The sequence below is a fragment of the Mesorhizobium sp. WSM4983 genome, from assembly GCF_029625765.1.
GTDB lineage: Bacteria > Pseudomonadota > Alphaproteobacteria > Rhizobiales > Rhizobiaceae > Mesorhizobium.
Genome location: NZ_JARTVM010000002.1, coordinates 1 through 26,639, shown reverse-complemented (window position 1 = coordinate 26,639; position 26,639 = coordinate 1). Strand labels below are relative to the sequence as shown.

The 26,639-nt window shown below is 64.2% G+C and carries 25 protein-coding genes and 1 tRNA gene; 13 read left to right on the top strand and 13 right to left on the bottom strand.

Annotated elements, in window-relative coordinates; genetic code table 11:
* Positions 1 to 48 precede the first annotated feature (48 nt).
* The 7 genes from P9254_RS07425 to P9254_RS07395 all read right to left on the bottom strand — a co-directional run bounded on the left by P9254_RS07425 (position 49) and on the right by P9254_RS07395 (position 7,935).
* Positions 49 to 420, bottom strand: a complete 372-nt coding sequence (locus tag P9254_RS07425; protein WP_067002507.1) for a hypothetical protein — start codon at positions 418 to 420, stop codon at positions 49 to 51.
* 186 nt (positions 421 to 606) lie between these two features.
* Positions 607 to 2,052 carry a homospermidine synthase gene (locus P9254_RS07420; protein ID WP_095823421.1) on the bottom strand — a complete coding sequence of 482 codons (1,446 nt, stop codon included), beginning with the start codon at positions 2,050 to 2,052 and terminating at the stop codon, positions 607 to 609.
* A gap of 125 nt (positions 2,053 to 2,177) precedes the next feature.
* Positions 2,178 to 3,113, bottom strand: coding sequence for a heme-dependent oxidative N-demethylase family protein (locus P9254_RS07415; protein WP_127240933.1), 936 nt, complete (start codon positions 3,111 to 3,113; stop codon positions 2,178 to 2,180).
* A 40-nt stretch (positions 3,114 to 3,153) separates the two neighbouring features.
* The gene (locus tag P9254_RS07410; protein ID WP_127240934.1) at positions 3,154 to 3,816 is read right to left on the bottom strand and encodes an aminotransferase class IV family protein; all 663 of its coding nucleotides are present in this window, start codon (positions 3,814 to 3,816) and stop codon (positions 3,154 to 3,156) included.
* Positions 3,765 to 4,910 (bottom strand): aminodeoxychorismate synthase component I, encoded by a 1,146-nt coding sequence (locus P9254_RS07405; RefSeq protein ID WP_127240935.1) that lies wholly within the window; start codon positions 4,908 to 4,910, stop codon positions 3,765 to 3,767. The genes P9254_RS07410 and P9254_RS07405 overlap by 52 nt, the downstream gene beginning before the upstream one ends.
* 152 nt (positions 4,911 to 5,062) lie before the next feature.
* Positions 5,063 to 5,767: an NADH dehydrogenase gene (locus P9254_RS07400; protein WP_067325955.1), complete on the bottom strand. Its 705-nt coding sequence runs from the start codon at positions 5,765 to 5,767 to the stop codon at positions 5,063 to 5,065.
* 329 nt (positions 5,768 to 6,096) lie between these two features.
* Positions 6,097 to 7,935, bottom strand: a complete 1,839-nt coding sequence (locus P9254_RS07395; protein WP_278053022.1) for a M3 family oligoendopeptidase — start codon at positions 7,933 to 7,935, stop codon at positions 6,097 to 6,099.
* 144 nt (positions 7,936 to 8,079) lie between these two features.
* Between P9254_RS07395 and P9254_RS07390 the strand changes: the two genes are divergently transcribed.
* The 4 genes from P9254_RS07390 (at position 8,080) to P9254_RS07375 (ending at position 12,319) form a co-directional block, all read left to right on the top strand.
* A complete protein-coding gene (locus P9254_RS07390) occupies positions 8,080 to 9,621 on the top strand; it encodes a sigma-54-dependent transcriptional regulator (RefSeq protein WP_127324715.1) in 1,542 nt (513 codons plus the stop codon).
* Between the two features lie 378 nt (positions 9,622 to 9,999).
* A complete protein-coding gene (locus tag P9254_RS07385; RefSeq protein ID WP_278053021.1) occupies positions 10,000 to 11,844 on the top strand; it encodes a DUF882 domain-containing protein in 1,845 nt (614 codons plus the stop codon).
* 103 nt (positions 11,845 to 11,947) lie between these two features.
* Positions 11,948 to 12,021: transfer RNA gene (locus tag P9254_RS07380), tRNA-Gln, on the top strand.
* Positions 12,022 to 12,142: 121 nt separating this feature from the next.
* Complete coding sequence (locus P9254_RS07375; protein ID WP_082980697.1) at positions 12,143 to 12,319, top strand: hypothetical protein; 177 nt, start codon at positions 12,143 to 12,145, stop codon at positions 12,317 to 12,319.
* Positions 12,320 to 12,431: 112 nt separating this feature from the next.
* Here P9254_RS07375 and P9254_RS07370 read toward each other — a convergent pair whose 3' ends face one another.
* The gene (locus P9254_RS07370) at positions 12,432 to 13,067 is read right to left on the bottom strand and encodes a 2-dehydro-3-deoxy-phosphogluconate aldolase (RefSeq protein WP_127241523.1); all 636 of its coding nucleotides are present in this window, start codon (positions 13,065 to 13,067) and stop codon (positions 12,432 to 12,434) included.
* 142 nt (positions 13,068 to 13,209) lie between these two features.
* On the opposite strand from P9254_RS07370, the gene trhO reads away from it, so the two are divergent.
* From trhO to P9254_RS07355, 3 genes are all read left to right on the top strand, one after another.
* Positions 13,210 to 14,139 carry an oxygen-dependent tRNA uridine(34) hydroxylase TrhO gene (gene trhO, locus P9254_RS07365; RefSeq protein ID WP_127241522.1) on the top strand — a complete coding sequence of 310 codons (930 nt, stop codon included), beginning with the start codon at positions 13,210 to 13,212 and terminating at the stop codon, positions 14,137 to 14,139.
* Between the two features lie 121 nt (positions 14,140 to 14,260).
* Positions 14,261 to 14,968: a tellurite resistance TerB family protein gene (locus P9254_RS07360; protein ID WP_278053018.1), complete on the top strand. Its 708-nt coding sequence runs from the start codon at positions 14,261 to 14,263 to the stop codon at positions 14,966 to 14,968.
* 255 nt (positions 14,969 to 15,223) lie between these two features.
* Positions 15,224 to 15,976, top strand: a complete 753-nt coding sequence (locus tag P9254_RS07355) for an SDR family oxidoreductase (RefSeq protein WP_278053017.1) — start codon at positions 15,224 to 15,226, stop codon at positions 15,974 to 15,976.
* A 13-nt stretch (positions 15,977 to 15,989) separates the two neighbouring features.
* Here the strand turns inward: P9254_RS07355 and P9254_RS07350 are convergent, their stop codons facing one another.
* Entirely contained in the window at positions 15,990 to 17,174 is a 1,185-nt protein-coding gene (locus P9254_RS07350) for a pyridoxal phosphate-dependent aminotransferase (protein ID WP_278053016.1), read from the bottom strand.
* An 83-nt stretch (positions 17,175 to 17,257) separates the two neighbouring features.
* Between P9254_RS07350 and P9254_RS07345 the strand changes: the two genes are divergently transcribed.
* The 4 genes from P9254_RS07345 to denD are packed head-to-tail and all read left to right on the top strand — an operon-like array spanning position 17,258 to position 20,157.
* The gene (locus P9254_RS07345; protein ID WP_127243376.1) at positions 17,258 to 17,944 is read left to right on the top strand and encodes a GNAT family N-acetyltransferase; all 687 of its coding nucleotides are present in this window, start codon (positions 17,258 to 17,260) and stop codon (positions 17,942 to 17,944) included.
* Positions 17,945 to 17,957: 13 nt separating this feature from the next.
* Positions 17,958 to 18,938, top strand: coding sequence for a cation diffusion facilitator family transporter (locus P9254_RS07340; protein WP_278053015.1), 981 nt, complete (start codon positions 17,958 to 17,960; stop codon positions 18,936 to 18,938).
* Positions 18,939 to 18,974: 36 nt separating this feature from the next.
* A complete protein-coding gene (locus tag P9254_RS07335; protein ID WP_278053014.1) occupies positions 18,975 to 19,181 on the top strand; it encodes a hypothetical protein in 207 nt (68 codons plus the stop codon).
* A gap of 1 nt (position 19,182) precedes the next feature.
* Positions 19,183 to 20,157, top strand: a complete 975-nt coding sequence (gene denD, locus P9254_RS07330; RefSeq protein ID WP_278053013.1) for a D-erythronate dehydrogenase — start codon at positions 19,183 to 19,185, stop codon at positions 20,155 to 20,157.
* 15 nt (positions 20,158 to 20,172) lie between these two features.
* Here the strand turns inward: denD and P9254_RS07325 are convergent, their stop codons facing one another.
* The 4 genes from P9254_RS07325 to P9254_RS07310 form a co-directional block, all read right to left on the bottom strand.
* Positions 20,173 to 21,390: a nickel/cobalt transporter gene (locus P9254_RS07325; protein WP_278053012.1), complete on the bottom strand. Its 1,218-nt coding sequence runs from the start codon at positions 21,388 to 21,390 to the stop codon at positions 20,173 to 20,175.
* Between the two features lie 6 nt (positions 21,391 to 21,396).
* Positions 21,397 to 22,065 carry a DUF1007 family protein gene (locus P9254_RS07320; protein WP_127241513.1) on the bottom strand — a complete coding sequence of 223 codons (669 nt, stop codon included), beginning with the start codon at positions 22,063 to 22,065 and terminating at the stop codon, positions 21,397 to 21,399.
* Between the two features lie 180 nt (positions 22,066 to 22,245).
* On the bottom strand, positions 22,246 to 23,145 hold the full coding sequence (locus P9254_RS07315) for a LysR family transcriptional regulator (RefSeq protein WP_067002475.1): 900 nt from the start codon (positions 23,143 to 23,145) through the stop codon (positions 22,246 to 22,248).
* 2 nt (positions 23,146 to 23,147) lie between these two features.
* On the bottom strand, positions 23,148 to 24,347 hold the full coding sequence (locus tag P9254_RS07310; protein WP_278053011.1) for an amidase: 1,200 nt from the start codon (positions 24,345 to 24,347) through the stop codon (positions 23,148 to 23,150).
* Between the two features lie 539 nt (positions 24,348 to 24,886).
* On the opposite strand from P9254_RS07310, the gene odc2 reads away from it, so the two are divergent.
* Entirely contained in the window at positions 24,887 to 26,020 is a 1,134-nt protein-coding gene (odc2, locus tag P9254_RS07305) for an ornithine/lysine decarboxylase (RefSeq protein ID WP_278053010.1), read from the top strand.
* Positions 26,021 to 26,111: 91 nt separating this feature from the next.
* A partial coding sequence (locus tag P9254_RS07300; RefSeq protein ID WP_278103875.1) for an ISAs1 family transposase occupies positions 26,112 to 26,639 on the top strand: 528 nt, incomplete at its 3' end.

Sequence of the window (26,639 nt, the reverse complement as noted above, 5' to 3'; positions counted from 1 at the left end):
ACGGCGGCTCGCGCCGCCATCCTCAACAAAGTCGATCTCTGCCTGAGCTCAGGCCCGGCGCGTCAGCACGAAATTCTGACCACTGGAGCTGGTGCAGTTGAGCTGGCTGGTAGAGACCATCAGGCAGTTGAAGCTAACCGGCGTCTGGCGGATCAGCGAGGTGCCGTGGATCTCGACCGAGGTCGCGCCGGTCATGGTGTAGCTGCCCTCGGACAGCTTCTGGCCGGTATCGGTCGCGACGGTGGTGAAGCTGCCGGCCGCGAAAGTCGAGAGGCCGGTGCCCTTGGCGTCGATCCAGTTGCCCTCGACGCCCTTGGGCGCCGCTGCGATCGGCTCCGAAGGGCCGGTGGTGGTGCAGGCGGCCGCGGCCAGAAGGCTTGCCGCGGCGCCTGCCGAAAGCAATTTGCGCGCAATGGTCATTTAGAATCCTCTCCTCTCGCGTCGGCCCGAAAACCGATCTCCGATCTTCGGAAAAGCACGATGCGTGCATTCAAAGTGCTAGAGTACTTTGTGCGTCCGAAGGAACGCCCGTTTCTCTAGGCCGCCCGTCTTCAATCGCCCGATTTCCGGGCGATTGCAAGGTGGAGACGCGGGTAGGCTTGGCTGCTATCGCACCAGGATGTTGCGGAACTGCCACGGATCGTCCTTGTCCAGATCCTCGGGGAAAAGCCCCGGGCGATTATCAAGCGGCGTCCAGTCGGTGTAGTAGCCCCTGACCGGCCCGAGATAGGGAAGCTGCACTTCCAGGCAGCGCCGGTAGTCCATCTCGTCGGCCTCCACGATGCCGGCCATCGGATTTTCCAACGCCCAGACCATGCCGGCGAGCACCGCCGAGGTGACCTGCAGGCCGGTGGCGTTCTGGTAAGGCGCCAGCTTGCGCGCCTCGGCCAGCGACAGCTGTGAGCCGTACCAATAGGCGTTCTTGGCATGGCCGTAGAGCAGCACGCCGAGCTCGTCGACGCCGTCGACCAGCTCGTTCTCGTCGAGCACGTGATGCACCGGTTGCGCCTTGCCGGCGGCGCCGAACATCTCGTGCAGCGACAGCACGGCATCGTTGCAGGGGTGATAGGCATAATGGCAGGTCGGGCGATACTGAACCTTGCCCTTCTTGCCGCGCACGGTGAAGAAGTCGGCGATCGAGATCGCCTCGTTGTGGGTCACCAGGAAGCCATATTGCGGGCCGGGCGTCGGGCACCAGGAGCGCACGCGCGTGTTGGCGCCCGCCTGCTCCAGATAGATCGCCGCTTGCGAGCCGTGCTTGTGCTTCTTGCCGTTCTTCGGCGTCCAGGTCTCATGCGTGCCCCAGCCGAGCTCGGCCGGCTGCAGGCCTTCCGAGATGAAGCCCTCGACCGACCAGGTGTTCCAGAATACGTCCATCGGCTTCGGCTTCTTGGTGCGCTGGGTATCGCGCTCGGCGATGTGGATGCCCTTGACTCCGGCCTTCTTCATCAGCTTCGCCCAGCCCTCGCGGTCGTGCTCCGGCGGGACCACAAACTCGAGCCCGAGATCGTTGGCGAGGTTGACCAGTGCCTGCTTGACGAACCAGGAGACCATGCCAGGATTGGCGCCGCAGCAGGAGATCGCCGTAGTGCCGCCGGGAGCCTTCTCCTTCTCCTGGCGCACGCTCTCGCGCAGCGCGTAATTGGTGCGCGAGGCATTGTCGGCCTTGTCGTCGAAATAGAAGCCGAGCCACGGCTCGACCACCGTATCGATATAGAGCACGCCGAGCTTGCGGCAGAGCTTCATCAACTCGAGCGAGGAGGTGTCGACCGACAGGTTGACGCACATGCCCTGACCGCTGCCATTGGTGAGAAGCGGGGTCAGAAGCTTCTTGTAGTTCTTCCTGGTCACCGCGTCCTGAACGAAGGCGATGCCGCGCTCGTCGAGCAGCATGCGGTCGCTGTCGCGCGGGTCGATGACCACCATGCGCGACTTGTCGAACTTGAAATGGCGTTCGATCAGCGGCAGCGTTCCCCGTCCGATCGAGCCGAAGCCGATCATCACGACAGGGCCGGTGATTTCACCGTAAACGGGCCAGTTCTCATTCGCCATTTTTTCGTATACTCCTTCAAACATGGGAAAGTCCGGCATTTTTCGCCGGTAGCCCTACATCACAGATCATTGCCACAAACCAGCGAAAACCGCCAACCGACGGCCAAACCGGCCTGGCGGTTTGGTTAAGCCACCATGGCCATGCCGGCGAGGTACGAAACCAGCCGGTCGCGGTCCGCGCTCAAACCCTTGTAGTCGAGCTGCGCCTGATCGAGAGCATTCAGCTGGTCGGCGAAGGAGGCCGCAAGCGCGACCTTGTCGGGGTGACGGGCAAGCACCGCCAGCGGGTCGAGATGGATGCGAATGGTGAAAAGGATGTCGCGCGACACCGGCAGCTTGCGCAAGGTCTGACGCTCGACGCGAATGAAGGCATGGGCGTTGATGTCACCATCCGAAAAACGCGTCGGACGGTTCGTGGCACGGTCGATGCGCTCCCCGTTGGAAAGCGGATGATAGAGCGCGTCGCCCGCCTGGATCGACCAGTTGAAGCGCTCGACCGCTTGGCCCTGCAGGCCGTCGAACATGCGGTTGATGAGGTCGGCAGGCCGCGTGCCGGGGCCGAAGCCGGGCACGGGCGCGTGGATCTGTTGCAGCGGCTTGCCGAATTTCTCCTGGAGCGACCAGGATGACGGAAAGCAGAGCGAGCCGGCGGCGAGCCGCCAGCCGTTATCGCCGCGGCGCATGATAATCAGGTCTTCCTGCACCAGCAGGGACGCGTGGGCGAGCGGCGCCTTGTTCAATTCGGGCGGCAGCGCGTTGCTCGCGCTTTCGAGGCCCACGACCTCGACATCCGAGCCGGCACCTCGGTGGGTCTCGGGATGTTTTGCCGGAAGATAGCCGGCGAGAAGGTCGAACACTTCTTGCTGTGCATCGCGAGTCTCTTCCTCCTCGACAAAAATCTTTTCCGGGATCTCCGCGTAAAGCCGCCGCTTCTCGGCGAGATGGGGCAGAAGCAAATGATCGACCTCGATCCAGCGGTTGAGCTCGAGCGGCTTCAGGCCGATGGTGAAGAGCTTTGAGGACCCGTCATAGGGCGTATGGGTCGGTTGGCGAATGGTCATGCGTGCCTGGTGCTATCCAGTTGATGTCTCCCAGCCTCAATCAGCCGAGTTGCGCCGGGATCAATCCGCGCAGTGAGTTGCCGACGAAGATCGCCTGCGCCGACTTCAGATCGTCGAAGGTGTAGATCGCTTCCGCGGCGCGGCCTTCGTCCAGAAGCTCGCCGCGCAATACTCCAGGCAGCAGGCCGCAATCAAGCCGGGGCGTCACCAGCACCCCGCCGCCGAAATCGGCGAACAGATTGGTGATCGTGCCTTCGCAGAGTTCTCCGCGCTCGTTGGCGAGCAGCACTTCGTCGGCGCGGGTGGCGAGGTATTCGGCCCGCGCCTGTTGGTAGGTTTCGCGGCGGCTGGTCTTGTGACGCAGCAACAAGTTACCGGAATCGAGCCGGACCCGCGCCAGCTGCAGACGCCATGCCCTGCCCGCGGGAAGCTGCTCAAAGGGCTGCGCGGCGACTGTCGCCTCGCCGTTGCGCTGCAGCGCAAGCCGGGTGCGCAAAGCGATCCGCTGCCCGCCGATCGCGTTCTTCAGCACCTCGCCGATCCGATGCGGATCGCAGGCAAAGCCGAGTTCCGCGGCCGAGGCATAAAGCCGCGCAAGATGGCGCTCGAAGCGCAGGAAGCCCGAGCCAGGCTCCCAGCGCATGGTCTCGATCAGCTCGAAGTCGGCACGGTTCCCGTCGCGAAGCGCGCTTTCAGAAGACACTCCCGGTACTCCTCCTCGGCGGTGGAATCGAAGACGACGCCGCCGCCGACATTGTAGACAGCCTCGCCGTCGGCAAAGAGCGAGATGGTGCGGATCGCCACCGAGAACCGCATCGTGCCGCCGGGCGCGACCCAGCCGATGGCGCCGCAATAGACGTCGCGCGGCACCACCTCCAAATCGTGGAGGATCTCCATGGCGCGGATCTTCGGCGCGCCGGTGATCGAGCCGCAAGGAAAGAGTGCTGCGAAGACTTGGCGAATACCGATATCCGGCAGGAGCTTCGCCCGCACCCGGCTCACCATCTGGTGCACCGTCGGGTAGGTCTCGATGCGGAACAGCTCAGGCACTTCCAGCGTGCCGACCTCGCTGATCAGCGAGATGTCGTTGCGCAGGAGATCGACGATCATCCGGTTCTCGGCCTGGTTCTTCTCGTCGTTGCGCAGGAACGCCTTCAGCCGCGCGTCCTCGGCCTTGGTGGCGCCGCGCGGCGCCGTGCCCTTCATCGGGTGCGTCTCGATCATACCGTCGGCGTCGATCTGGAAGAAGAGTTCCGGCGAGCGCGACAGCACGATCGGATCGCCGAACGAGATCAGCGCGCCGTATTTCACCGGCTGGCGCCCGGTCAGCGCCTCGAAGGCGGCAAGCGGATCGCCCGACCATTGCGCATGGACCGGAAAGGTCAGATTGCCCTGATAACAGTCGCCCTTGCGAATATGGTGGTGGAGGCGCGCGAAGCGGACGGCGTAGTCCTCGGCGGACCAGGAAGCGCGGGCGTCGAAGATCGGTCCGTTGCTGGCGGGGCCTTCATTCCGCGGCACAGCCTGTTCGAGCGGCGCATCGAAGACACCGAGACAGATCAGCGGCGCGCGGCGGCCCTCTGGCAGCAACGGCACCAGTTTCGGCTCCAGCAGGTAGCCTGCCTCATAGGAGAAATAGCCTGCCAGCCATTTGCCCGCGTCGGACGCGGCCTGTGCCGCTTCCAGCGCCGGCGTGAATTCGTCCGCGGTTCGCGCCGTGATGACCTCAAGCGGCCCGTCAAAGACGAGCTGGCGGCCGGTCTCGTCATTGCGGAATATTGCTGAGGGCAGGGACATAAGCCTTGGATGGGTCGATTAAGTCAATCGCTCTATATGGGGGCGCGGCGAGGCGCAATCGAGAGAGCGGCGTCGGAGGGCGTAAAGGCATCTGGTCCAAAGCAAAAACGGCGCCCAATGGACGCCGCCTGCGCTGGGAAGACACAGCGAGATCAGTTGTTGTTCGAGGTCGCCGCCGTGGGGAATCGGCTAGCGAATTCGGCCTCGTCGCCCGCGGCCAGCAGTTTCGCCTGCTCGATCCATTTCTCGCGCGCGATGCGGCCGTCGAAATTGAGCACCTCCTCGACGCGCTTGACGTCGGCATCGGTCCAAGCGGCGATCTGGGCATAGGACGTGACGCCCTGCGCCTTGAGCAGCTTTTCATTGACCGGGCCGATGCCGATCAGGCGGCGCAGATTGTCCGCCTTGCCGGTGGTCGCCTTCGGGGCGGCGGCTTTCTTCGGAGCCGGCGCCTTCTTTGGCGCCGCGGCGGCCGTCTTTGCCGCTGCCGGCTTGGCCGCGGCGGATTTGGTCGAAGCCGATTTTGCCGCTGACGGTCTTGCAGATGAGGATCTGGCTGGGGTCGGGGTCGACATCAGCGCCGCAGGCGCCGGCGCGGAGGCTTTGTCGGTTCCCGCCTTGGCGGAAGAGGTCGGCGCTTCGCGCAGCTTGCGTTCGAGATCGGCGCGGCTGCGGCCGCATGCGTCGAGCTCGCCGCTCAGGCGGTAGGTATCGGCGCTAAACCGGTCGCGTTCGCTCTTGGCGCGACCGAGTTCGCCGCGCAGGCTGTCGAGCTCGCCACGCAGGCGGCCCCAGATGAACCAGCCAACCAGGACACCGACAACGAACGCCAGGAGCATATAGAAGAAAGTGCTCATTTCCCTCTCCAGTCCGATCGGGCCGCGGTCGCAAACGGCGGCCTTGCCGCAGGGATCGTCAATCGTTCCGCGCGCTGGGCGGAACCGCCCCTCCAATCGCTGGCGGCTGGCCCTCCTCCGGCTGCGGCCCGACGGCCGCTATCGCTCTCGCTGAAGCAACGCTAGGGCCGCCTCCGGCCTTGCTGTCGCGTCCGGTTGAGCTTGGGGTCTACGCTAGCACACGGCCTGCGCAAAGCTAATTGAAAAGTGCGGGCAGAGTTATTCAAGAACAGCACAAGTATGCGTTCCGGCCAAACTGTTCCCGGTCTATGCCGCCAGGCGAGCACCCGTCATTTGTCGAGCGCCTCCAGCTCGTCGATCAGCGCGCCGATCACACCCAGGCCGATCTGCCAGAAGGCCGGATCCGTGGCGTCGAGGCCGAAGGGCGCCAGCAGTTCCGAATGATGCTTGGTGCCGCCGGCGCGCAGCATCTCGAAATACTTTTCCTGAAAGCCGCGCTCGGCGTTCTGGTAGACGGCGTAGAGCGAGTTGACCAGGCAGTCGCCGAAGGCATAGGCGTAGACGTAGAAGGGCGAGTGGATGAAGTGCGGGATATAAGTCCAGAAGACCTCGTAGCCATCGCGCAACTTGATCGCCGGCCCCAGGCTTTCAGCCTGCACCTCAAGCCAGAACTGGCCCAGCCTGTCCGAGGTCAGCTCGCCGTTGCGGCGCTCGGCATGCACCTTGCGCTCGAACTCGTAGAAGGCGATCTGGCGCACGACGGTATTGATCATGTCCTCGACCTTCTGGGCGAGCATGGCCTTGCGCTCGCGCTTGTCGGAGGTCTGGTCGAGCAGCGAGCGGAAGGTCAGCATCTCTCCGAAGACGGAGGCGGTCTCGGCCAGCGTCAGCGGGGTGGACGCCATCAGCGCGCCCTGGCCGGCGGCCAGCACCTGGTGAACGCCGTGGCCCAGCTCATGCGCCAGCGTCATCACATCGCGCGGCTTGCCCATGTAGTTGAGGAGCACGTAGGGATGCGCCGAAGGCACGGTCGGGTGGGCGAAGGCGCCGGGCGATTTGCCCGGCCTGACCGGCGCATCAATCCATTTGCGGTCGAAGAAGGTCCGCGCGATTTCCGCCATCTTCGGCGAGAAACGCTGATAGGCTGACAGCACCGTGTCCCTGGCGTCGTCCCAGCGGATCACCGACTGCGGGGTCTCGGGCAGCGGCGCGTTGCGGTCCCAGTGGTTCATGACGTCCATGCCGAGCCAGCGCGCCTTCATCTGATAGTAGCGGTGCGACAGGCGCGGATAGGCTTCGCGCACGGCCGCGGCCAAAGCATCGACCACGCCGCGTTCGACGCGGTTGGCGAGATGGCGCGAATCGGCGATGTCCTCGAAGCCGCGCCAGCGGTCGGAGATCTCCTTATCCTTGGCCAGCGTGTTGGTGATGAGCGTGAAGGTGCGCAGGTTCTTGCGGAAGGTCGCGGCGAGCGCCTCGGAGGCGCGGCGGCGCACTTCGCCATCCGCGTCCTGCAGTCGGTTCAGCGCCGGCTCCAGCGTCAGCTCCTCGCCATCGACGTCGAATCGCAGATCGGTCATCGTCTCGTCGAACAGGCGGTTCCAGGCGCCGCGTCCAGTGACCGACTTCTCGTGGAACAACTGCTCGACCCGATCCTCGAGCTGGTACGGCTTGTCCTTCCTGAGGTCGAGCACCCAGGGGTGGTAGTGGGCGAAGGCCGGGTCGGCCGCGAGTGCTGCTTCGATCACCGCGTCGTCGATCAGGTTGAGCTCCAGCGCGAAGAACAAAAGATGCGCGCTGGCATCCGTCATCTTCTCCTGGATGTCGCCATAGAGCTTGGCGCGCTGCGGATCGGCGGTGTTGCCGGCATAGACAAGCCCGGCATAGGAGACGATGCGGCCGATCAGTTCCTCCAGCGCCTCGTAGGCCTTCAGCGCCTCGCCGAGCCGGCCGGCGGCGCCACGCTCGGCTTCGGCGGCCAACGTGCCCTTCCAGCGGACCTCGAAGGCGATGGCGTCGCTTGCCGCCCGGGCGATGTCACGCTTCAGCTCCGGCGCTTCCATACCGGAATAGAGATCGGCGAGATTCCACTCCGGCAGATCGCCAAGTTCCGCCGCGGCCTGGCCAGACGCCGTCGCCGCAAGCCGCTGACCAAACATCATGCGCATCGACAATACCTTCTTCGAATCAACGGGAAAGGAGAAGCCGGTCAAATCCTAAGGAATTCGTTCACCGGGTTTTTTGAAACCTTATTTAGAACCCTGTGCCAAGATGATCCATGGGGATTTATCGGGCGGATAATTCAAAGAGTCATGACAGGTTCCGTACTCATAGTCGATGACGATCCCGTGCAGCGCAGGCTGCTCGAGGCGGCGGTCACGAAATTCGGCCACAGCGCCATCGTCACCGACGGCGGCGAGGCGGGTCTCGATGTGCTGGACGGACCGAAGGCGCGCGATGTGTCGGTCGTCATCCTCGACCTGGTCATGCCCGGTCTCGACGGCATCGGCGTGCTGAAGGCGATGCGCGAGCGCGCCATCAATCTCCCGGTCATCGTGCAGACCGCGCAGGGCGGCATCGAAACCGTTGTCTCGGCCATGCGCCACGGCGCTTTCGATTTCGTCGTCAAGCCGGCCTCGCCCGACCGGCTGCAGACCTCGATTTCCAATGCTTTGAAGGTCGAAGCGGTCGAGGATGAGGTGAAGCGCACGTCGCGGCGTCGCGGCGGCCATCTCACCTTCAAGGATCTGATCACCCGCAGCCCGGCGATGGACCGGGTGATCCGGCTCGGCCAGAAGGCGGCGGCCTCCAACATCCCGATCCTGATCGAGGGCGAATCGGGGGTGGGCAAGGAGTTGGTGGCGCGCGCCATCCAGGGCAGCGGCGACCGCCGCTCGAAACCCTTCGTCACCGTCAATTGCGGCGCCATCCCCGACAATCTGGTGGAATCGATCCTGTTCGGCCATGAGAAGGGTTCCTTCACCGGCGCCACGGACAAGCACACCGGCAAATTCGTCGAGGCGCATTCGGGCACGCTGTTCCTGGACGAGATCGGCGACCTGCCGCTCGACGTCCAGGTCAAGCTGCTGCGCGCCGTGCAGGAGGGCGAGGTCGACCCGGTCGGCGGCCGTTCGACCGTCAAGGTCGACATCCGGCTGATCTCGGCGACGCATCGGAATCTTTTGCAGCAGGTCAAGGACGGCAAATTCCGCGAGGACCTATTTTATCGCCTGAACGTCTATCCGATCTTCGTGCCGCCGCTGCGCGACCGGCGCGAGGACATCCCCCATCTGGTCAGGCATTTCATGGAGAAGGTGGCGCCGGCCGATCCGCGTCATCGTCTCACCGGCATATCGGCCAAAGCGCTGGCGATGCTGCAGGCCTACGATTGGCCGGGCAACATCCGCCAGCTGGAAAATGCGGTGTTCAGGGCGTCGGTGCTCGCCGAAGGCGAATTGCTGACCGAAGAGGAATTCCCACAGATCCGCGCGCAGGTCGAAGGCACGGTGAAGCTCGATGCCGAGCCTGCGACTGCCGTGGCACCGGTCGCGGACGAGCCGCAGCCGGGCGATCAGGCCGTCTCTAATGGAGCGGCGGCAGGTTCGCACGAGGCCGAGGCGCGGGCGCGGCTGCAGCCGCGATTCGGCACGCTGAGGGCCTTGGACGAGCGCGGCAATGTGCGGGCGCTGGCCGATGTCGAGTTCGAGATGATCAAGCTTGCGATCGACCACTATAACGGCCAGATGAGCGAGGTGGCGCGCCGCCTCGGCATCGGGCGCTCTACGCTTTACCGCAAGTTGAAGGAATATGGCATTGACCCCGAAGCGGGTCGGCTTGATCGACTTGCCTCTTGAGACGCAAGCCCAGCCCAGCCTACCGGTTTATATTCCGACTTAAATCGTCGGTTTTTCGTTTCTGAAGGCGCTTTTTCAGTCGCTTGCGTGTTCGCGATCACGCATTTAACGCAATCGGTAACAGATTGTGTTTGGGCCAAAGCCGAATTCTCGATCTAAACCAGCGATTTACCACGAAACGTGGTGCATCATTTTTGACGGGATATCGCCACGGTGTTACCGCATTTCGGCTCCAATAAGCGATGATTAACCATTAGGATCGATATTCGGATGTGAGAACCACGCATCCGTTTGGGCAAATCCGGGGACAAACGGCAGCCTGCAAGGCCTTTTGATTTGAACCAAGTCGAACGACACACGAACGGGCGGCATTTTCACATGAGCGTCTGGCCAAGGTGGCTGACGTTTGTGATTTTGGCCGTCGGGTTCCTCTCGGCAGCCGCTTCCGGCGCGAAAGCCGAAGTCCGTTCGCTGAAGCTCTATCACCTGCACACGCACGAAAAGGCCGAGATCGTCTACAAGCGCAACGGCCGCTACGATCCCGCAGGCCTGCGCAAGATCAACATCATCCTGCGCGACTGGCGCCGCAACGAGCCGACCAAGATGGATCCGCGGCTGCTCGATCTGGTGTGGGAAGCCTATCGGCAAAGCGGAGCGACCGACTACATCCAGGTGGTCTGCGGCTATCGCTCGCCGTCAACCAATTCGATGCTGCGCAGCCGCAGCCGCGGTGTCGCCGAGAAAAGCCAGCACATGCTCGGCAAGGCGATGGACTTCTACATCCCCGGCGTGCCGCTGAAGAAGCTGCGCAACATCGGCCTGAAGATGCAGGGCGGCGGCGTCGGCTACTATCCGAATTCCGGTTCTCCGTTCGTCCACATGGATGTCGGCAATGTCCGCCACTGGCCGGGTATCAGCCGTCAGGAACTGGTCAGCCTGTTCCCGAACGGCAAGACGCTGCACGTGCCGAGCGACGGCCGGCCGCTGCCTGGCTATGAGCAGGCTCTGGCCGCCTACAAGGCGCGCAAGGGCGCCGGCACCCCCAATATCGAGCTGGCCAGCGCCGGCGGCTCGACCAAGCGGTCCGGCGGACTGTTTGCGGCCTGGTTCGGCGGCGGCGACGACGAGGCCGACGACAGCGCCGATGTCGCGAGCGCCCAACCCGCACCCCAGCCGAAAGCTGTGAAGCAGGTGGCGGCCGCCAACAGCGGCAACAGCGGCAGCCTGCCGGGCATCGCGATCGTCTCGCCGCAGGATGCCAAGCGCGCCAACATCCCGCAGATCGCCGATGACAGCTCGGACGATTCGCAACCGCAGCAGGACACGCCCGAAACCATCATTGCCGCGCTGCCGCCGAAGGAGGTTCCTCTGCCCGCCTTCGCGCCGAGGCCCAAGGCCGATGTCGGCCAGCAGGCGGCTGAAAACGTGCCGTTCGCCGTGGCGGACGCCTCGGCCACGGCTGAGCAGGCGGTGGCGACGGCGCATGCTCCGGCCAACGTACCGTTCGGCATGGCCGCCGGCGCGGCGCAGGCCGCAGCCGATCCCGCGCAGGGGGCGTTCAACAATGTTCCGCTGCCGACGAGGCGGCCCGATCTGCCGAGGGAACTTGCGCCCAAGGACAAGGGCGTGCTTCTGGCGCTGGCGGAAACCGCCTCGCAGGACAAGAGCGCGACCGATGCCTTCTCGGTGCTGCCGACCGCGCGGCCCGACACGGGCAAGCCGGATGAGATCAAAGCGGTGCTCGAGCAGGCCAGCGCGACCACCGTGGCCGGCTCGAGTGGGGCCGAATACGAAGTCGCTTCGCTGACTGCGCCGGAGCCACGCTCGGCATTCAACGATCCGTCGGGTCTCGATGCAGCTTCGCCGCGTCAAGCCATTGCCGCACGCCCCGCCGGCACCGATCCGGCGCAGGCGATCGGCGCCGGCGTGAAGACGACGCGCAAGGAGGCCAGGGCGTCCGCCAACGACCTGAAGCCCGGCCCGAAGGCAATGGTGGTGGCAACGCCGCCGCAGGCAGCGCGCTGGGCGCTGGGCAGCGGCGACAACATCGCCACCGTTTCCGATCCGACCACGGCACCGCGCTATGCCTACAGTATCGTGCACACGCCGCCGAGCGAGGTCTACACGGCCGGCTTCCAGACGGATGCGCAATTGCCGGACGCCAGCCGGTTCACCGGCAACGCGGTGAAGTTCCTTTCGGTCGCCCGCTTCCAGACGAAATAACGAGCCTGCCAGTGCCGCAACAGCCGCGTTGAACAACAGCGCGGCTTTTGCTTTTTATCACGGCAGCATAGTTTGAACGGCGCGGGTTTCCCGCGTGGTCTTTTCCCGCTTCGTCTAACGGTAGGACAGCGCCCTTTGAAGGCGTGAATCGTGGTTCGAATCCATGAGCGGGAACCAGCCGGCGGCTGGTTTTCGGCCCGCACCGGCATGCCATCACGCACGCTTAAACTTCTCGTGAGACCGGAACGGGCCGCGCTTTTTCGGGTTAGGATGCGTTCGTTCCAAACTGAGGATATTCATGAAGAAGATTCTATTGGCGTCAGTTCTCGCTCTGGCCGCGGCATCGGCTGCCGTGGCTCCAACGCAGGCCGAAACCGTTATCGTCAAGACCGGCAAGCATCACTGCAGAACCAAGGTGGTCACCCATTGGGTTCACCACCGCAAGGTCGTCGAGAAGGTCAAGGTCTGCCACTGACCGCATGTCCAGCCCTGGAGCGGTTCAGCGTTTGATAGACCGCTGAACCGCTCCAGGGGTTCTTTACACGATCCGGACGGAAGAACCGGTGCCCACACTTCCTGGAATTGCGTTAGGCGAGCTTGCTCGCCGCGCGCGCCAGGGCTTCGATCTCATCCCATTTGCCGGCCTTGATGAGTTCGTCGGGCGCAACCCACGAGCCGCCGACGCAGATGACGTTGGGGAGGCTCAGATAGTCGGCTGCGTTCTTGGCCGTTATGCCGCCGGTCGGGCAGAATTTCACGTCGGCGAGCGGCGAGGCGAAGGCCTTCAGCGATGCAATGCCGCCCGACTGTTCGGCCGGGAAGAATTTCAGGAAGCGCAGGCCGGCTTCGCGCGCGGCCATGATCTCCCCGGGGGTGATGGCGCCGGGCAGCAGCGGCACGGGGCTGTCGTTGGCCGCGTCGAGAAGCTGGCCCGTAATGCCGGGGCTGACGATGAATTTCGAGCCGGCGCGTGCCGCCTCGTCGAACTGCTTGGCATCGAGAATGGTGCCGGCACCGACAACCGCATCCTCGACTTCGGCCGCGACGCGGCGGATCGCTTCTAGCGCATCGGCGGTGCGCAGCGTGATCTCGATCGCCCTCAAGCCGCCGCGCGACAGAGCGCGGGCGAGCGGCACGGCGTCGGCGACATTGGCGATCTTTAGCACCGGGATGACCGGCTGGCCGTTGAGGAGCGACAGGAGCTTTTCGGTCTTGCTGGTCATTGGTTTGTCTCTCCGTTTCGGTCGATTTCAACCGATTAGCAGAAGGGGTATTCCGAGTCCACGAAGGCGGGCGTGTCGCAATGTCACGCGGCCTGTCCGCTCTGCCTTGAAACGGCTTTCAGCACGGTCTAGTGGCATGGGCATGACAACAACCAAGGAAACTCAGCCGGTCCGCGTTGCCGCGCTCTACAAGTTTGCGCGGCTCGACAATTACCAAGCGTTGCGCGCGCCGCTCGCCGCCTTCTGCTGTGGACGCGGCATCAAGGGCACGCTGCTTTTGGCGCATGAGGGTATCAACGGCACGGTCGCCGGCAGCGAGGAAGCGATCGCCGCGCTTATTGATCACCTGGAGGCGATCGAAGCGCTTGCCGGCCTGGAAGTGAAATACAGCACCGCCGCCGAGATGCCGTTCCACCGCATGAAGGTGCGGCTGAAGCGCGAGATCGTCACGATGGGCGTCGACGATCTCGATCCGGCGAGCAGCGCCGGCACCTATGTCGCGCCGGCCGATTGGAACGCGCTGATCTCGGACGCCGACACGTTGGTCATCGACACGCGCAACGCCTACGAGGTTTGGATCGGCACCTTCAAGGGCGCGGTCGATCCCAAGACCGCCAGCTTTCGCGAGTTCCCGGGCTGGGTCGAAGAGCACCGCGAGGAGCTCGAAGGCCGCAAGGTGGCGATGTTCTGCACCGGCGGCATTCGCTGCGAGAAGGCGACCGCTTACGTGAAGTCGCTGGGCTTCAGGCAGGTCTTCCATCTTAAGGGCGGCATCCTGAAATATCTCGAAGAGGTGCCGGCCGAAGAGAGCCTGTGGCAGGGCGAATGCTTCGTCTTCGACGAGCGGGTATCGGTGTCGCATGGCCTGGCCGAGGGCGAAGCCGAACTCTGCCGCGCCTGCCGCCATCCGCTCACCGTCGAGGACCGGCTCTCGCCGAAATATATGGTCGGCGTCTCATGCCCGCATTGCTTCGAAGCGCGCTCGGACGAGGACCGCGCGCGCTACGCCGAGCGCCATCGCCAGGTGGAACTCGCGCATGCGCGGGGCGCCAAGCGCCACATCGGAAGCTGAGCAGCCCAGGTTTCGTCAAATCATCCGCCCGTTCATTGTAATGTCAATGCGCGGGGCCTACGTCTTGCCGATCCGAAACCCCGCCCGGGCGCATTCGGCCGGGCCAATTCTGGAGGCATTGATGCTCGACCCCAAGAAGCTGCTCGACGACCTTTTCGGCTCGCAAATTCCCGGCACGGGATCGACCGTTCGCGACAAGGCGGGGCAGGCGGTGCAGATGGCGAAGGACAATCCGCTCGCCGCCGGCGCGCTGGCGGCGGTGCTGCTCGGCACCGGCCCCGGTCGACAGGTGACGGGCGCTGCCATGAAGCTCGGCGGCCTGGCAGCCATTGGCGGCCTCGCCTACAAGGCCTACCAGAACTACAAGGCCGGCAATGTGCCGGCACAAGAACCGGTGGCCGGCGAGCCCGAGTTGCTGCCGCCGCCCAAGGACACCGCCTTCCATCCCTCGCAGGCGCCGCAGGGCGAGGCCGAATTCACGCTGACCCTGGTGCGGGCGATGATCTCCGCAGCCAAGGCGGACGGTCATGTCGATGACGAGGAGCGGCAGAAAATCGCCGACAAGCTCAAGCTCGCCGGCATCGGTGCCGAAGCGGAAAAATTTCTGCTGGATGAGCTTGAACGCCCGCTCGATCTCGACGTCCTGATCACCGGCGCCAAGACCGATGCGCAGAAGGTTGAGTTCTACACCGCCTCGCGCCTTACCATCGATCCCGACACCCGCACGGAGCGCGGCTATCTCGACCTGCTAGCCGGCCGCCTCGGCCTGCCGGACGCGCTGGTCGACCATGTCGAGGCGACGGTCTCGGCGGCGAAGGCGCCGGCTTGAAATTGCCGGTTGGTAAACGCGCATGGGACGTGCTGCTGGCCGTTAATCTTTCGTTAACCCAGCAAGCGCATCATTCTAACCAGTCGGACCGGCTTATCCTCCTCCCAAGCGCGGTTCAGATGAGGGGCGGTCGCCAATGACCGCCCTTTTTGTCGGCTCCGCTTTCTTGCCGACAATAGCCGCTTGCCACGCCCTCCGTCATTTGCGATGCCACGTCTTCTTCCAGCAGTACGGGGAGCGAGGACGATGACCGCCATGACAGAGAAAACAGCCATCGTAACCGGCGCCGGCACCGGCATCGGCAAGAGCGTCGCCACCACGCTGCTCAAGGCAGGCTGGAACACCGTGTTCTGCGGCCGCCGCAAGACGCTGCTCGAGGAGGCGATCGCCGAGGCCGGGAAGACCAGCGCCAGGGCGCTTGCCGTTGCATGCGACATCAGCAAGGCCGGCGAAGTCGACGACATGTTCGAGACAGTGGTGGAGGCGTTCGGGCGCGTCGACCTGCTCTTCAACAATGCCGGCATGGGCTACAAGTCGACGCTGATCGACGAGATCCCGGTCGAGGTCTGGAACGATGTCGTCGGCGTCAACCTGACCGGCTCGTTCCTATGCGCCCGTGCCGCCTTCGGCGTCATGCGTCGGCAAAAGCCGATGGGTGGGCGCATCATCAACAATGGCTCGGTGTCGGCCTATGCGCCGCGGCCGGGCTCAGCGCCCTACACGGCGACCAAGCATGCCATCACCGGCCTGACCAAGACCCTGGCGCTCGACGGCCGGCCCTATGACATTGCCTGCGGCCAGATCGACATCGGCAATGCGCTGACCGAGATGGCGCAGGCGATGACCGTCGGCGTGCCGCAGGCCAACGGCTCCATCGCCGCCGAAGCGGTTATGGATGTCCAGCGCGTCGCCGACGCGATCCTTCACATGGCGAGCCTGCCGCTCGACGCCAATGTGCTGTTCATGACGGTGATGGCGACGAAGATGCCGTTTGTCGGCCGCGGGTGAGGGGGCTGAGGCTCTATTTCGTTAAGAACCCTTCGATCCGCTCCAGCGCTCGCAATATGTTCTCCTCGGAATTGGCGTAGGAAAGCCGGACATAGCCTTCGCCGAGCACGCCGAAATCGGGGCCGCCGATCAGCGCTACGCCGGCATCTTCCAACAGCGCCGAGGCAAGCTTCTTGGCCTTCCAGCCGGTCTTCGAAACATTGGGGAAGGCGTAGAAGGCGCCCTTCGGCGTGATGCAGGAAATGCCGGGGAGCGCGTTCAGCCCTTCGACCACTATCTTCCTGCGGTTGTCGAAGGCGAGCATCATCTTTTCGACATCGTCCTGCGGGCCGTCTATCGCGGCGATGCCGGCATACTGGCTCGGCGCGTTGACGCAGGACCAGCAGTTAACCGCCAGCTTGCGCACCTTGTCGTAGAGATAGGCCCCCTTTTCGCCGTTTGGCCAGATCGACCAGCCCATGCGCCAGCCGGTCATCGCCCAGGTCTTGGACCAGCCGTTGAGCACGATCAGCCTGTCGCGGAGTTCTGGAAAATTGAGCAGCGAGCAGTGGGTCTCGCCGTCATAGGTCATGACATCGTAGATTTCGTCGGAGAGGATCGCGACCTCAGGGTGCTTCTCCAACCCCTTCACGAGTTTGGCGATCTCGTCCCGCGCGGTCACGCCGCCGGTCGGATTGGCGGGCGAGTTTAGGATCAGCAGCCTCGTCTTCGGCGTGATCAGCGCCAGCGTCTCTTCCGCCGAGAAGGCAAAGCCGTTCTCCTCGCGGATCGGCACCGGGATTGGAGCCGCACCCGTGAACTCGATCATCGAGCGATAAATCGGAAAGCCGGGATCGGGATAAAGAATCTCCGCCCCCGGCTCGCCGAACATCAGGATCGCGGCGAACATGGTCGGCTTGCCGCCGGGCAGGATCATCACGCTCTCGGGTGATACTTCGACCCCAGTGGTGGTCAGCGTGCGGCGCACGACGGCCTCGCGAGTGGCTAAAAGGCCGTTGGCAGGCGTGTAGCCGTGGTGGCCGTCGCGCAGCGCCTTTATCGCCGCCTCGACGATATGCTGCGGCGTCTTGAAGTCGGGCTGGCCGATGCCGAGGTTGATGATGTCGCGGCCCTGATGGGCAAGCGTCGTTGCCCGCGCGAGCACCGCAAAAGCATTTTCCTCGCCGAGACGATCGAAGGCCGCGATGGTGTGGAGCATTTTTCCCGTCCCTGTGGTTCTTTCTGTGGGCGAGCGTTTTTGTGAGCGTGCGCCAGGAAAAGTCAAACGGATTGGAGCTTTCGGTGTCGGAAAATCTGAAGAATTGGCAGCCACGCCCGCGCCCCGAACGCAAGGCGCTGGAAGGCCGCTATGTCCGGCTCGAGCCACTGAGCGCGTCAAAGCACGGCGACGGGCTCTATGAGGCGTCGTCGGTGCCCGATGCCGGAGGCCGCTTCGCCTGGCTGCCGGACTATCCGCCCGAGAACCGCGCCGCCTTCCAGCCATGGCTCGACAAAGTCGAGGCGAGCGAGGATCCGCTGTTCTTCGCCGTCATCGACAAGCCGAGCGGCAAGATCGCCGGACGTCAGACGCTGATGCGCATTGATGCCGCCAACGGCGTCATCGAGATCGGCAACATCTATTGGGGGCCGCTGATTTCGCGCAGGCCGCAGGCGACGGAAGCACAGTTCCTGTTCACCAAATATGCCTTCGACGAGCTCGGCTATCGCCGCTACGAATGGAAATGCAACAACCGCAACGAGCCGTCGAAACGTGCGGCGGAACGTTTCGGCTTCAAGTTCGAAGGCATTTTCCGCCAGCATCTTGTGGTGAAGGGCGAAAACCGCGATACGGCGTGGTATTCGATCATCGACAAGGAGTGGCCGGCGCTGCGCAAGGCCTATGAGGCCTGGCTCGATCCGGCGAATTTCGATGGCGAGGGCCGCCAAAAGCGACGGCTCGAGGATTTCCGCGCCGAATCCGGCGCGTAGCAGGAGTTGCGCGATGGCGCATGATCACGGCTCACACGCCCACAGCCACGGCGCCGATCACGTGCACGGGTCGACCGACAAGAAGCGCGTTCTCGTCGCGGGCTGCCTGACAGCCGGTTTCATGATCGCGGAGGCGCTCGGCGGCTGGCTCACCGGCTCGCTGGCGCTGCTTGCGGATGCCGGCCATATGCTGGCGGACGCGATCGCGCTCGGCCTCGCCTGGTATGCCTTCCATCTCACCGGACGTCCCGCCACCGGGCGTCTCACCTACGGCTTCGCTCGCGTGAAGACGCTGGTCGCCTACACCAACGGCATCGCCATCTTCGTCATCGCGCTTTGGATCGTCTACGAGGCCTGGGCGCGGCTGATGCAACCGGCGCCGGTGCTGGGCGGGCCGATGCTGGTGGTGGCGGTCGCCGGCCTGCTGGTCAACGTCGCCTCCTTCTTCGTGCTGCATGGCGGCGACCGCGAGAGCCTCAACATGCGCGGCGCCATACTGCATGTGCTGGGCGACCTGCTTGGCTCGGCCGCGGCAATCGCTGCGGCCCTCATCATTCTCGCCACCGGCTGGACGCCGATCGATCCGATCCTCTCCGTGCTGGTGGCGCTGCTGATCCTGTCGACGGCGTGGTCGCTGATGCGCGAGGCCGCCCATGTGCTGCTCGAAGGCGTGCCGGCAAGCCTCGATCGCGATCTCATCGCCAAGGATCTGGAAGCCGCGGTCAAGGGCGTGCGGGAGGTGCATCACATGCATGTCTGGTCGCTCGACGGCACCAGCAACATGGCGACGCTGCATGCCTGCCTGAATGACGGCGTCGATCCACATGATGCGGTGAGCGCCATCAAGAAGCGGCTTGCGGCGAAGCACGGGATCGATCATGCAACGGTGGAGCCCGAGTTCGGCCTGTGCGCCGACAGCCATGACACGCACGATCATCACCATGATCACGACCATGCGCATGATGCGCCTCGCGATCGCCGCCACTATCACTGAGCCGGTGATGAGCTTCGGATCGAGGGACGGCGCGTGATGGATCGCGAGACGCGCAACGCGGCGATCGCCGCGGCCTGCATACTGCTCCTGTTCGGCCTCGCCGCCTATTTCCTGCCGACCATCATGCTGGCCGCCGGCAAGGTCTCGACGGTGCTTGCGGCAATCGTCGCAGCAATGTTCATTGTGGCGCTGTTCGTCGTCTTCTGGCTGCGCGGACGCAGCCAGCGCAAGAGAGGTCGCTGAAATGAGAATTCTGATCACCGGCGCGGCAGGAATGGTTGGCCGCAAGCTGATCGCAAGGCTGGCCAAGGACGGTGTGCTGCGCGGGCGCAAAATAACCGCGCTCGATCTGCATGATATCGTGCCGCCGCAGGCGCCGACGCTCGCCGGAGTCGATGTCTCGATCCACACCGGCGATCTTTCCACGCCCGGTGCGACGGCCAAGCTCGTTGCTTCCCGCCCGGACGTGATTTTCCATCTCGCCGGCATCGTTTCCGGCGAGGCGGAGGCCAATTTCGACCTCGGCTACCGCGTCAATCTCGACGGCACGCGCGCTTTGTTCGACGCGGTGCGGGTGGCGGGCTTCGCGCCGCGCCTTGTCTTCACCTCGTCGATCGCGGTGTTCGGCGCGCCGTTCCCGGATGTCATCCCGGACGAGTTCCATCCGACGCCGCTCACCTCCTACGGCACGCAGAAGCTGATCAGTGAGGCGCTGCTTGCCGACTACTCGCGGCGCGGAGTCTTCGACGGCATCGGCATCCGGCTGCCCACCATCTGCGTGCGGCCGGGCAGGCCGAACAAGGCGGCGTCGAGCTTCTTCTCAGGGATTATCCGCGAGCCGCTCAGCGGCCAGGAGGCGATCCTGCCGGTGCCGCGCTCGGTGCTGCACACGCATGCCAGCCCGCGATCGGCGGTGAATTTCCTGATCCATGCGGCCGAAATCGATGGCGATAAGGTCGGGCCGCGGCGCAATCTCACCATGCCCGGCGTGGCCGTCACGGTCGGCGAGCAGATCGAAGCGCTCGCGCGCATAGCCGGCGCCGAGGTGGTCAAACGGATCCGCGAGCAGCCCGACGAAACGATCTGGGCGATCGTCAGAGGCTGGCCGACGCGCTTCGAGGCGCGCCGCTCGCGGGAACTGGGTTTTGTCGCCGAGAAGAATTTCGACGAGATCATCCGCGCCCATATCGAGGACGAACTCGACGGAAAGATCGGGTGACAGTTCCGGTCGGCTTCAGACGCCGCCCGTCAGGCTGGCCGACAAGAGCAGCAGGCCAACGAGGAAGATGAACGCGGCGCCGCCGATCTCGACGATCGAATGGATGCGGTTGCCGATGCGTCCGTCGCCGGCGAAATAGACAGCCCAGTTCTTGGCCGTCACCGCGATCGTCGCCAGCGCGGAGACGGTGATCGCGGTGCCGATCGACATGGCGAGCACCGAGAGCAGGCCGCCGAGCCAGAGGCCGTTGAGGAGCGCGAAGCTCAGCACGATCAGCGCGCCGGAGCAAGGGCGGATGCCGACGGCGGCCACCGCCGACCAGGCGGTCTTCCAGTCGAAGCGATCGCCCGAAAGCAGCGCCGGATCCGGCGCGTGCGAATGGCCGCAGGTGTCGCAGACTTCGCCCGGGCCGTGGTGATGATGCCCAGCGTGAGCATGGTCGTGCGCCGCGTGGTCGTGATCATGCGCCTTGTGATCAGTCGCCTCATCGCTGTGCGCATGCGAATGCGCGGCATGATCATGGTCGTGATGCGCGTGCGAGTGCGTCGAGTGGGCATGCGCGGAATGCGAATGGGAGTGGGAATGACCGGCATGGGCATGCGCGTGAGCATGCGAGTGCCCGCCACGCGAGTGGCCGGCATGGGCCGCCGACAGGCTGTAGGCCGGACCGGCGCCGAACCGCCGAAGAATGGCCGGGCCCGCCTTGCGCCACAGTAGCCAGGCGCCGAACAGCGTCACCAGCACATAACTGGAGATCTCAAGAAACCATGCCGCGTCGGTCATCGACACCGCCGTGCCGCGCAGCACGAAATAGGCAAGCATCATGACGACGACCGCGGTCAGCCCCTGCAGCAGCGCCGAGACGAAGGACAGCATGATCCCGCGCTTCAGCGCCACTTCGTTGGCGACCATGTAGGACGAAATCACCGCCTTGCCGTGGCCGGGCCCGGCGGCGTGGAAAATGCCGTAGGCGAAGGACAGGCCGACCAGAAGCCAGAGCTTGCTGCCGTCCTGGCGCATGGCTTTCATCGCGGCCGCCAGCGAATGGTAGAATTCCTGCTGCCTGAGATTGATCCACATCAGGATATGGGCGAACGGACCGGTCGTGCTCGGCGCCATGCCGTCATTGGTGCCGATGCCGAGCGAGCTCTGGGCATGGGCGACGCCAGGTAAATGCGTCATGACCAAGGTGGCGGCCGCGAGGCCGAGCGCCAAGCGCAGCGACGGTTTCATCACCGATTATCCTTCCGGCGGACAGTTCAGTTCGAGCTTGGTGGCGAAGATCTTGCTCATGTCGGTGCCCGTCGGATCGTTGAAGAAGGCTTCCGTCAGGGTCTTCTGGTTTTCCTTGATCGCTTCGTCCGGATCGGGACGGATCACCTTCTTGGTGCAATTCGCGGGCAATCCCTCAACGGTGAGGTTGGCGTCGTCGGTGAAGTCGATCGCCGTGTAGAAGGTCGGATCGTAGACGCCGATGTCGATCTTGCCGGCGAGCTTGATCGGCGTCTTCGGCTGCGACTCGAACAGAATGATCAGCTGGTCGTTGTCGAAGCTCGCCATCAGATGCGGCGGAGGGACCATGGGCACGTCCTTGCCGTCCTGCGTGACCAGCTGGAAATAGTTGAACTCGGCCAGCGAGGAATGGACGGTGTCGGCCACTTCCTTGAGCTCTTTGTCGTCAAGCTTCAGATCGGAGTTCTTGTCGAACTCCATCATCACTGTACTCGAAAACAGATCGTCGAAGCGCCAAAGGTGGCGCAGCGCCGTCACACTTTGGTGATCCGCGCCGAGGATGACGTCGAGGCGAGCCTCGGCGAAGACGTGCGGGTGCACCTGGGCCGGCTCTACCGTGGCAAAGGTGGCCGCAATTGCCGAAGCCAGTATGGTTGCTTGCCGTTTCAAGTGCATTCCGGGCCGCGATTCCATCGACTTTGGGAGTGGGCTCCGAGAGTTAACAGAAAGGGGGCGAAATTGGGACGCGCTCTCGGAGAGCGTCGCGCTTTTTCCAGATTCGCCCGATGCGCTTTTAGGTCTGATTCTGCGCATGTCCTTGTGCCGAAAACGGTTCCCACCTTCGGGGGACGTGCTTCACGCAGCGTCGCGCGTCCTGAACCAGTGCACCAGGAAATCGACGAAGACACGGACCTTGGCGGGCAAATAGCGGCGATGCGGATAGACCGCGAAGATGCCGCTGCCCGAGAGGATGCGGTCGTCGAGCACCGTCACCAGCTTGCCCGACGCGACTTCGGGCGCAGCGATGAAATCCGGCAGGATGGTGAAGCCCAGGCCCGACACGGCGGCTGCTCTCGCCGCCATCGGACTGTTGACCTCGATCGGCCCCGACACGGTGACGCTCACCGAATCCTCGCCGTCTCCCTTGAAGCGCCAGTTGGCTAAAGAGCGGCCGTTGGTGTCGACGATGCAGGGCATGTTGGAAAGATCCTGCGGGCGGGTCGGGGTGCCATGCTTTGCGAGCAGGTCCGGCGACGCGCAGAGCTTGATCGAAAACGGCCCGAGGCGCCGCGCGATCAGCGACGAGTTCTCCAGCCGCGAAATGCGCACGGCCACATCGAAGCCTTCCTCGACCAGATCGACGAAGCGGTCGTCGAGATGGATGTCGAGAACGATGTCCGGATGTTGCTTGGCAAAATCGATCAGCGACTGGCCAATCGGCGCGTCGGCGAAGGTGCGCGCAGCCGAGAGCTTGATGCGGCCGCGCACGTCGCCGGAAGATTCGCGCACGGCATCGGCGAGGCTGTCGACCTCGCGCACGATTTCGGAGGCGCGCTGATAATAGGTGTGACCGGCTTCGGTCAGCGAGAACTGCCGCGTGGTACGGTTCAACAACAGCGCGCCGAGCTCGTCCTCGAGCTCGCGCACATATTTCGACAGCAGCGCCTTGGAACGGCCGATCTTGCGCGCGGCGGCCGAGAAGCCTTCGGCCTCGACGACGTCGATGAAGGCGCGCATGCGGGTCAATGTATCCATGATCAGACCTTTCGGGCCGCATCCAGAATCGTGCGGCCGAGCCCTATCAGGGCGACGTCGCTGCCGTAAGGGCCGAGCAGCGACAGGCCGAAGGGCGCGCCGTCGACGGAACCGAGCGGCAAGGTGATCTGCGGGAAGCCCGACAACCCGGCCAGGCACAAAAGATGCAGCGCCCTTTCGCGATAGGCCTGGAACTGCTCCGGCGTGCTGGTCTTCAGTGGCGCTGCGCCCGGCACGGTCGGCAGAACAAGAAAGCCGTCGTTGCCGAGCAGCTTGCCGAACTCGGAACGGAAGGCTGCCCGACGCGCCGTTTCGGCTTCGACCGTCTTTGTATCGATCGTGCGGCCGAAGCCGAAACGCTCGTCGACACCCGGACCCAGCCCGTGATCGCCTGCCGAAATCCAGCCGCCATGCACCTGCCAGGCCTCGAAGGCCTGCAGTCGACGAAAGCACCAGTAGAGATCATCCGGGGAGGAGGCGAAGGCGTGTTCGGTTTCGGTCGGCTCGCCGAGGACGGCTGCTGCCTGTGCCTTCATCCGCGCATATTCGGCGGCTTCCGTCGGCCCGGAAACAAAGGCATCGAGCCAGCCGATCGACAGCGGGCGGTTGAGCGGATGCTGGTGTGGATCGCGTCCGAGCAGAAGCTTGCCGGCCATTTCGTAAGCTTCTATGTCGCCGGCGAACCAGCCGAAGGTGTCGAAGCTCGGCGCGAGCTTCATGGCGCCCTCGAGCGATACCCGGCCGTGACTGGTGCGCAGCCCGATCAACCCGCAGAAGCTCGCCGGCGCGCGGATCGAGCCGCCGGTGTCGGAGCCGACGGCGATGTCGGCAAGGCCGCCGGCGACCGCTGCCGCCGAACCTGACGAGGAGCCGCCGGTCACGCGATCCGGAGCGGCTGCGTTCACCGGAAACGGGAAATGCGAATTCTGGCCGAACAGCGAGAAGGCGAGCTCGTCGGTTTGCGTCTTGCCGACGAATCGCGCACCGGCATCGAGAATCAACTGCACAGCCTCGGCCGTCCGCGAGGCGGCGTGAGCCTGTTCGAACTTGCGCGGGTTGCCGCAGCCGGTGCGATAGCCGGCGACGTCATAGATGTCCTTCACGGCTAGGCGCAGGCCGGCCAACGGGCCAAATTCCGCATTGGCCACGGGCATTTGGCGCAGATCGAGGAAGGCGTTGAGAGGGCCGTCGGTGCCTGGCATTGTTCGATTTCCGAATACGGTCCACAAACATTGTTCGATGCCGCAATTTTTACAACCGGCGCTGACGATTTTTATTGATTGTGAAACCCTTCGCTCTTATATCGCGCTTGCCCAAAGTCGCACGTGCCTGTGGGTGTCCGCCGATCCTCGAATGGTGAGGGCAATCGGTAAGGTAACTGGAGCCAACCCCTCCAGTCGGTCAGTGGCCAACCACAAGACCGAGGACACCTTGAAGCAACGACGGTGCGGGCCTTTCTGGTGTCTGCCGGTCGTCCAAAGACCGGGGTTACTGAAGAGGCACACCTTCATTGCCGGCAGTGCGGACGGGTCCTCCCATCCAAGCCAAGGCAGACAAAGCGAACCGAGGCCGGGCAAGGCCAGGTTCACCGCCGCGAGACGGCGATCCGTGGTTCCGGGGTCTCCACCGGCTGGTTCCATGGATTTTCCGTCCCGCCTTTGTCCACCGCGAGTTCGCGAGGCCGAGCGCCCGCGTCCCGCAGCCTTTGTGCGCGCCGAAAGGCGCAGATGGAGAGACCTCGATGGCCACCCAGCGCATCCTTGACTTTCTCGCCGCCCGACGTCCGAACGGTCCCTGCCTCGTCGTCGACCTCGATGTCGTGCGCGACAATTTCCGCGCCTTCGAGAAGGCGTTGCCCGATTCCAAGATCTACTATGCGGTGAAAGCAAACCCGGCGCCGGAGATCCTGCGCCTGCTTGCTGCGATGGGCTCGTCCTTCGACACCGCATCGGTTGCCGAGGTCGAGATGGCGATGGATGCCGGCGCGCCGGCGGATCGCATTTCCTTCGGCAACACCATCAAGAAGGAGCGCGACATTGCGCGCGCCTACCAGCTCGGCATCCGCCTCTACGCCGTGGATTGCGTTGAGGAGGTCGAGAAGATCGCCCGCGCCGCCCCGGGCTCGCGCGTGTTCTGCCGCGTGCTCACCGACGGTGAGGGTGCCGAATGGCCGCTGTCGCGCAAGTTCGGCTGCGTGCCGGCAATGGCGGTGAATGTGCTGCGACATGCCAAGGCGCTCGGCCTCGACGCTTATGGCGTGTCGTTCCATGTCGGCTCGCAGCAGACCGATCTCTCGGCTTGGGACCGCGCGCTGGGCGATGCCAAGAAGGTGTTCGCCACGCTCGCCGAGGAAGGCATCGTCTTGAAGATGGTCAACATGGGCGGCGGTTTCCCGACCCGTTACCTGAAGGACGTGCCGGCGGCGCAGGCCTATGGCCAGGCGATCTTCTCGGCGCTGCGCAAGCATTTCGGCAACGCGCTGCCCGAGACGATCATCGAGCCGGGTCGCGGCATGGTCGGCAATGCCGGCGTCATCAAGTCGGAAGTCGTGCTGATCTCGAAGAAGGCCGACAATGACAATGTGCGCTGGGTGTTCCTCGACATCGGCAAGTTCGGGGGCCTCGCCGAGACCATGGACGAGGCGATCCGCTATCCGATCGTGACGCCGCGCGACGGATCGGAGACCGCGCCTTGCGTGCTCGCCGGCCCGACCTGCGATTCGGCCGATGTGCTCTACGAGAAGACGCCTTATCCGCTGCCGCTGTCGCTCACCATCGGCGACGAGGTGCTGATCGAAGGTACCGGCGCCTACACGACCACCTATTCGTCGGTCGCCTTCAACGGCTTCGAGCCTCTCCGATCCTACGTGATCTGAAGGCGCGAGCCTTCAGATCAACCGGCGTGGGCGACATCGCCCGCCGGGGCTCGCTTGTGGAACAGATCTCCGCTCGTGAAGGATCGCGGAAATGGACTTTGCAGATTTCATCATTGAGGGCGCCGCGCGCCGGGTCTCCCCCCTCGAGGGCAGGGGAATCGCAGATAAGTTGATTGGCTATTGCCAAGCCGCAAAAGAAGGATTCTTGAGAGGCTTTCTCGTAGCAGAGGAGGCCCGAGTGCGGCTTGTTTTGTCGATCCTGCAAGCAGTTCGCGATCCGCGCGACATCAACGCGCGGCATGATCTTGCTGAACTTCTGTTTCTGGCGCTGGCGGCGACGCTGTGCGGGGCCAAAAGCTGTGTGGATATTGCGGAGTTCGCAGAGGGGCGCGAAGAGGAGCTGAAAGAGTTCATCGAGCTGAAGCATGGGTGCCCGAGCCACGACACCTTCAGCCGGGTGTTTCGGCTTCTTGATCCGCAGGAGTTGTCGGATGCGCTGAGCGCCTTCATGGCGGCATTGCGGCGTGAGCTTGGGCTCGGCGCACCGCGTGGCGTGGTGGCCGTCGACGGCAAGGCGCTGAGGCGCGGTTATGAGAAGGGCCGCGCCTTCATGCCGCCG

Excerpts from the sequence above, each read along its gene's own strand:
- P9254_RS07405 (WP_127240935.1), bottom strand. The coding sequence starts at position 4,910 with ATGTCCCTGCCCTCAGCAATATTCCGCAATGACGAGACCGGCCGCCAG.
- odc2 (WP_278053010.1), top strand. The coding sequence starts at position 24,887 with ATGGCCACCCAGCGCATCCTTGACTTTCTCGCCGCCCGACGTCCGAAC.
- P9254_RS07395 (WP_278053022.1), bottom strand. The coding sequence starts at position 7,935 with ATGCGCATGATGTTTGGTCAGCGGCTTGCGGCGACGGCGTCTGGCCAG.
- P9254_RS07335 (WP_278053014.1), top strand. The coding sequence starts at position 18,975 with ATGGATCGCGAGACGCGCAACGCGGCGATCGCCGCGGCCTGCATACTG.
- P9254_RS07320 (WP_127241513.1), bottom strand. The coding sequence starts at position 22,065 with ATGCACTTGAAACGGCAAGCAACCATACTGGCTTCGGCAATTGCGGCC.
- P9254_RS07355 (WP_278053017.1), top strand. The coding sequence starts at position 15,224 with ATGACAGAGAAAACAGCCATCGTAACCGGCGCCGGCACCGGCATCGGC.
- P9254_RS07390 (WP_127324715.1), top strand. The coding sequence starts at position 8,080 with ATGACAGGTTCCGTACTCATAGTCGATGACGATCCCGTGCAGCGCAGG.
- P9254_RS07415 (WP_127240933.1), bottom strand. The coding sequence starts at position 3,113 with ATGACCATTCGCCAACCGACCCATACGCCCTATGACGGGTCCTCAAAG.
- P9254_RS07370 (WP_127241523.1), bottom strand. The coding sequence starts at position 13,067 with ATGACCAGCAAGACCGAAAAGCTCCTGTCGCTCCTCAACGGCCAGCCG.
- P9254_RS07375 (WP_082980697.1), top strand. The coding sequence starts at position 12,143 with ATGAAGAAGATTCTATTGGCGTCAGTTCTCGCTCTGGCCGCGGCATCG.
- P9254_RS07340 (WP_278053015.1), top strand. The coding sequence starts at position 17,958 with ATGGCGCATGATCACGGCTCACACGCCCACAGCCACGGCGCCGATCAC.
- P9254_RS07420 (WP_095823421.1), bottom strand. The coding sequence starts at position 2,052 with ATGGCGAATGAGAACTGGCCCGTTTACGGTGAAATCACCGGCCCTGTC.
- P9254_RS07310 (WP_278053011.1), bottom strand. The coding sequence starts at position 24,347 with ATGCCAGGCACCGACGGCCCTCTCAACGCCTTCCTCGATCTGCGCCAA.
- P9254_RS07315 (WP_067002475.1), bottom strand. The coding sequence starts at position 23,145 with ATGGATACATTGACCCGCATGCGCGCCTTCATCGACGTCGTCGAGGCC.
- P9254_RS07350 (WP_278053016.1), bottom strand. The coding sequence starts at position 17,174 with ATGCTCCACACCATCGCGGCCTTCGATCGTCTCGGCGAGGAAAATGCT.
- P9254_RS07360 (WP_278053018.1), top strand. The coding sequence starts at position 14,261 with ATGCTCGACCCCAAGAAGCTGCTCGACGACCTTTTCGGCTCGCAAATT.
- P9254_RS07325 (WP_278053012.1), bottom strand. The coding sequence starts at position 21,390 with ATGAAACCGTCGCTGCGCTTGGCGCTCGGCCTCGCGGCCGCCACCTTG.
- trhO (WP_127241522.1), top strand. The coding sequence starts at position 13,210 with ATGACAACAACCAAGGAAACTCAGCCGGTCCGCGTTGCCGCGCTCTAC.
- denD (WP_278053013.1), top strand. The coding sequence starts at position 19,183 with ATGAGAATTCTGATCACCGGCGCGGCAGGAATGGTTGGCCGCAAGCTG.
- P9254_RS07425 (WP_067002507.1), bottom strand. The coding sequence starts at position 420 with ATGACCATTGCGCGCAAATTGCTTTCGGCAGGCGCCGCGGCAAGCCTT.
- P9254_RS07385 (WP_278053021.1), top strand. The coding sequence starts at position 10,000 with ATGAGCGTCTGGCCAAGGTGGCTGACGTTTGTGATTTTGGCCGTCGGG.
- P9254_RS07400 (WP_067325955.1), bottom strand. The coding sequence starts at position 5,767 with ATGAGCACTTTCTTCTATATGCTCCTGGCGTTCGTTGTCGGTGTCCTG.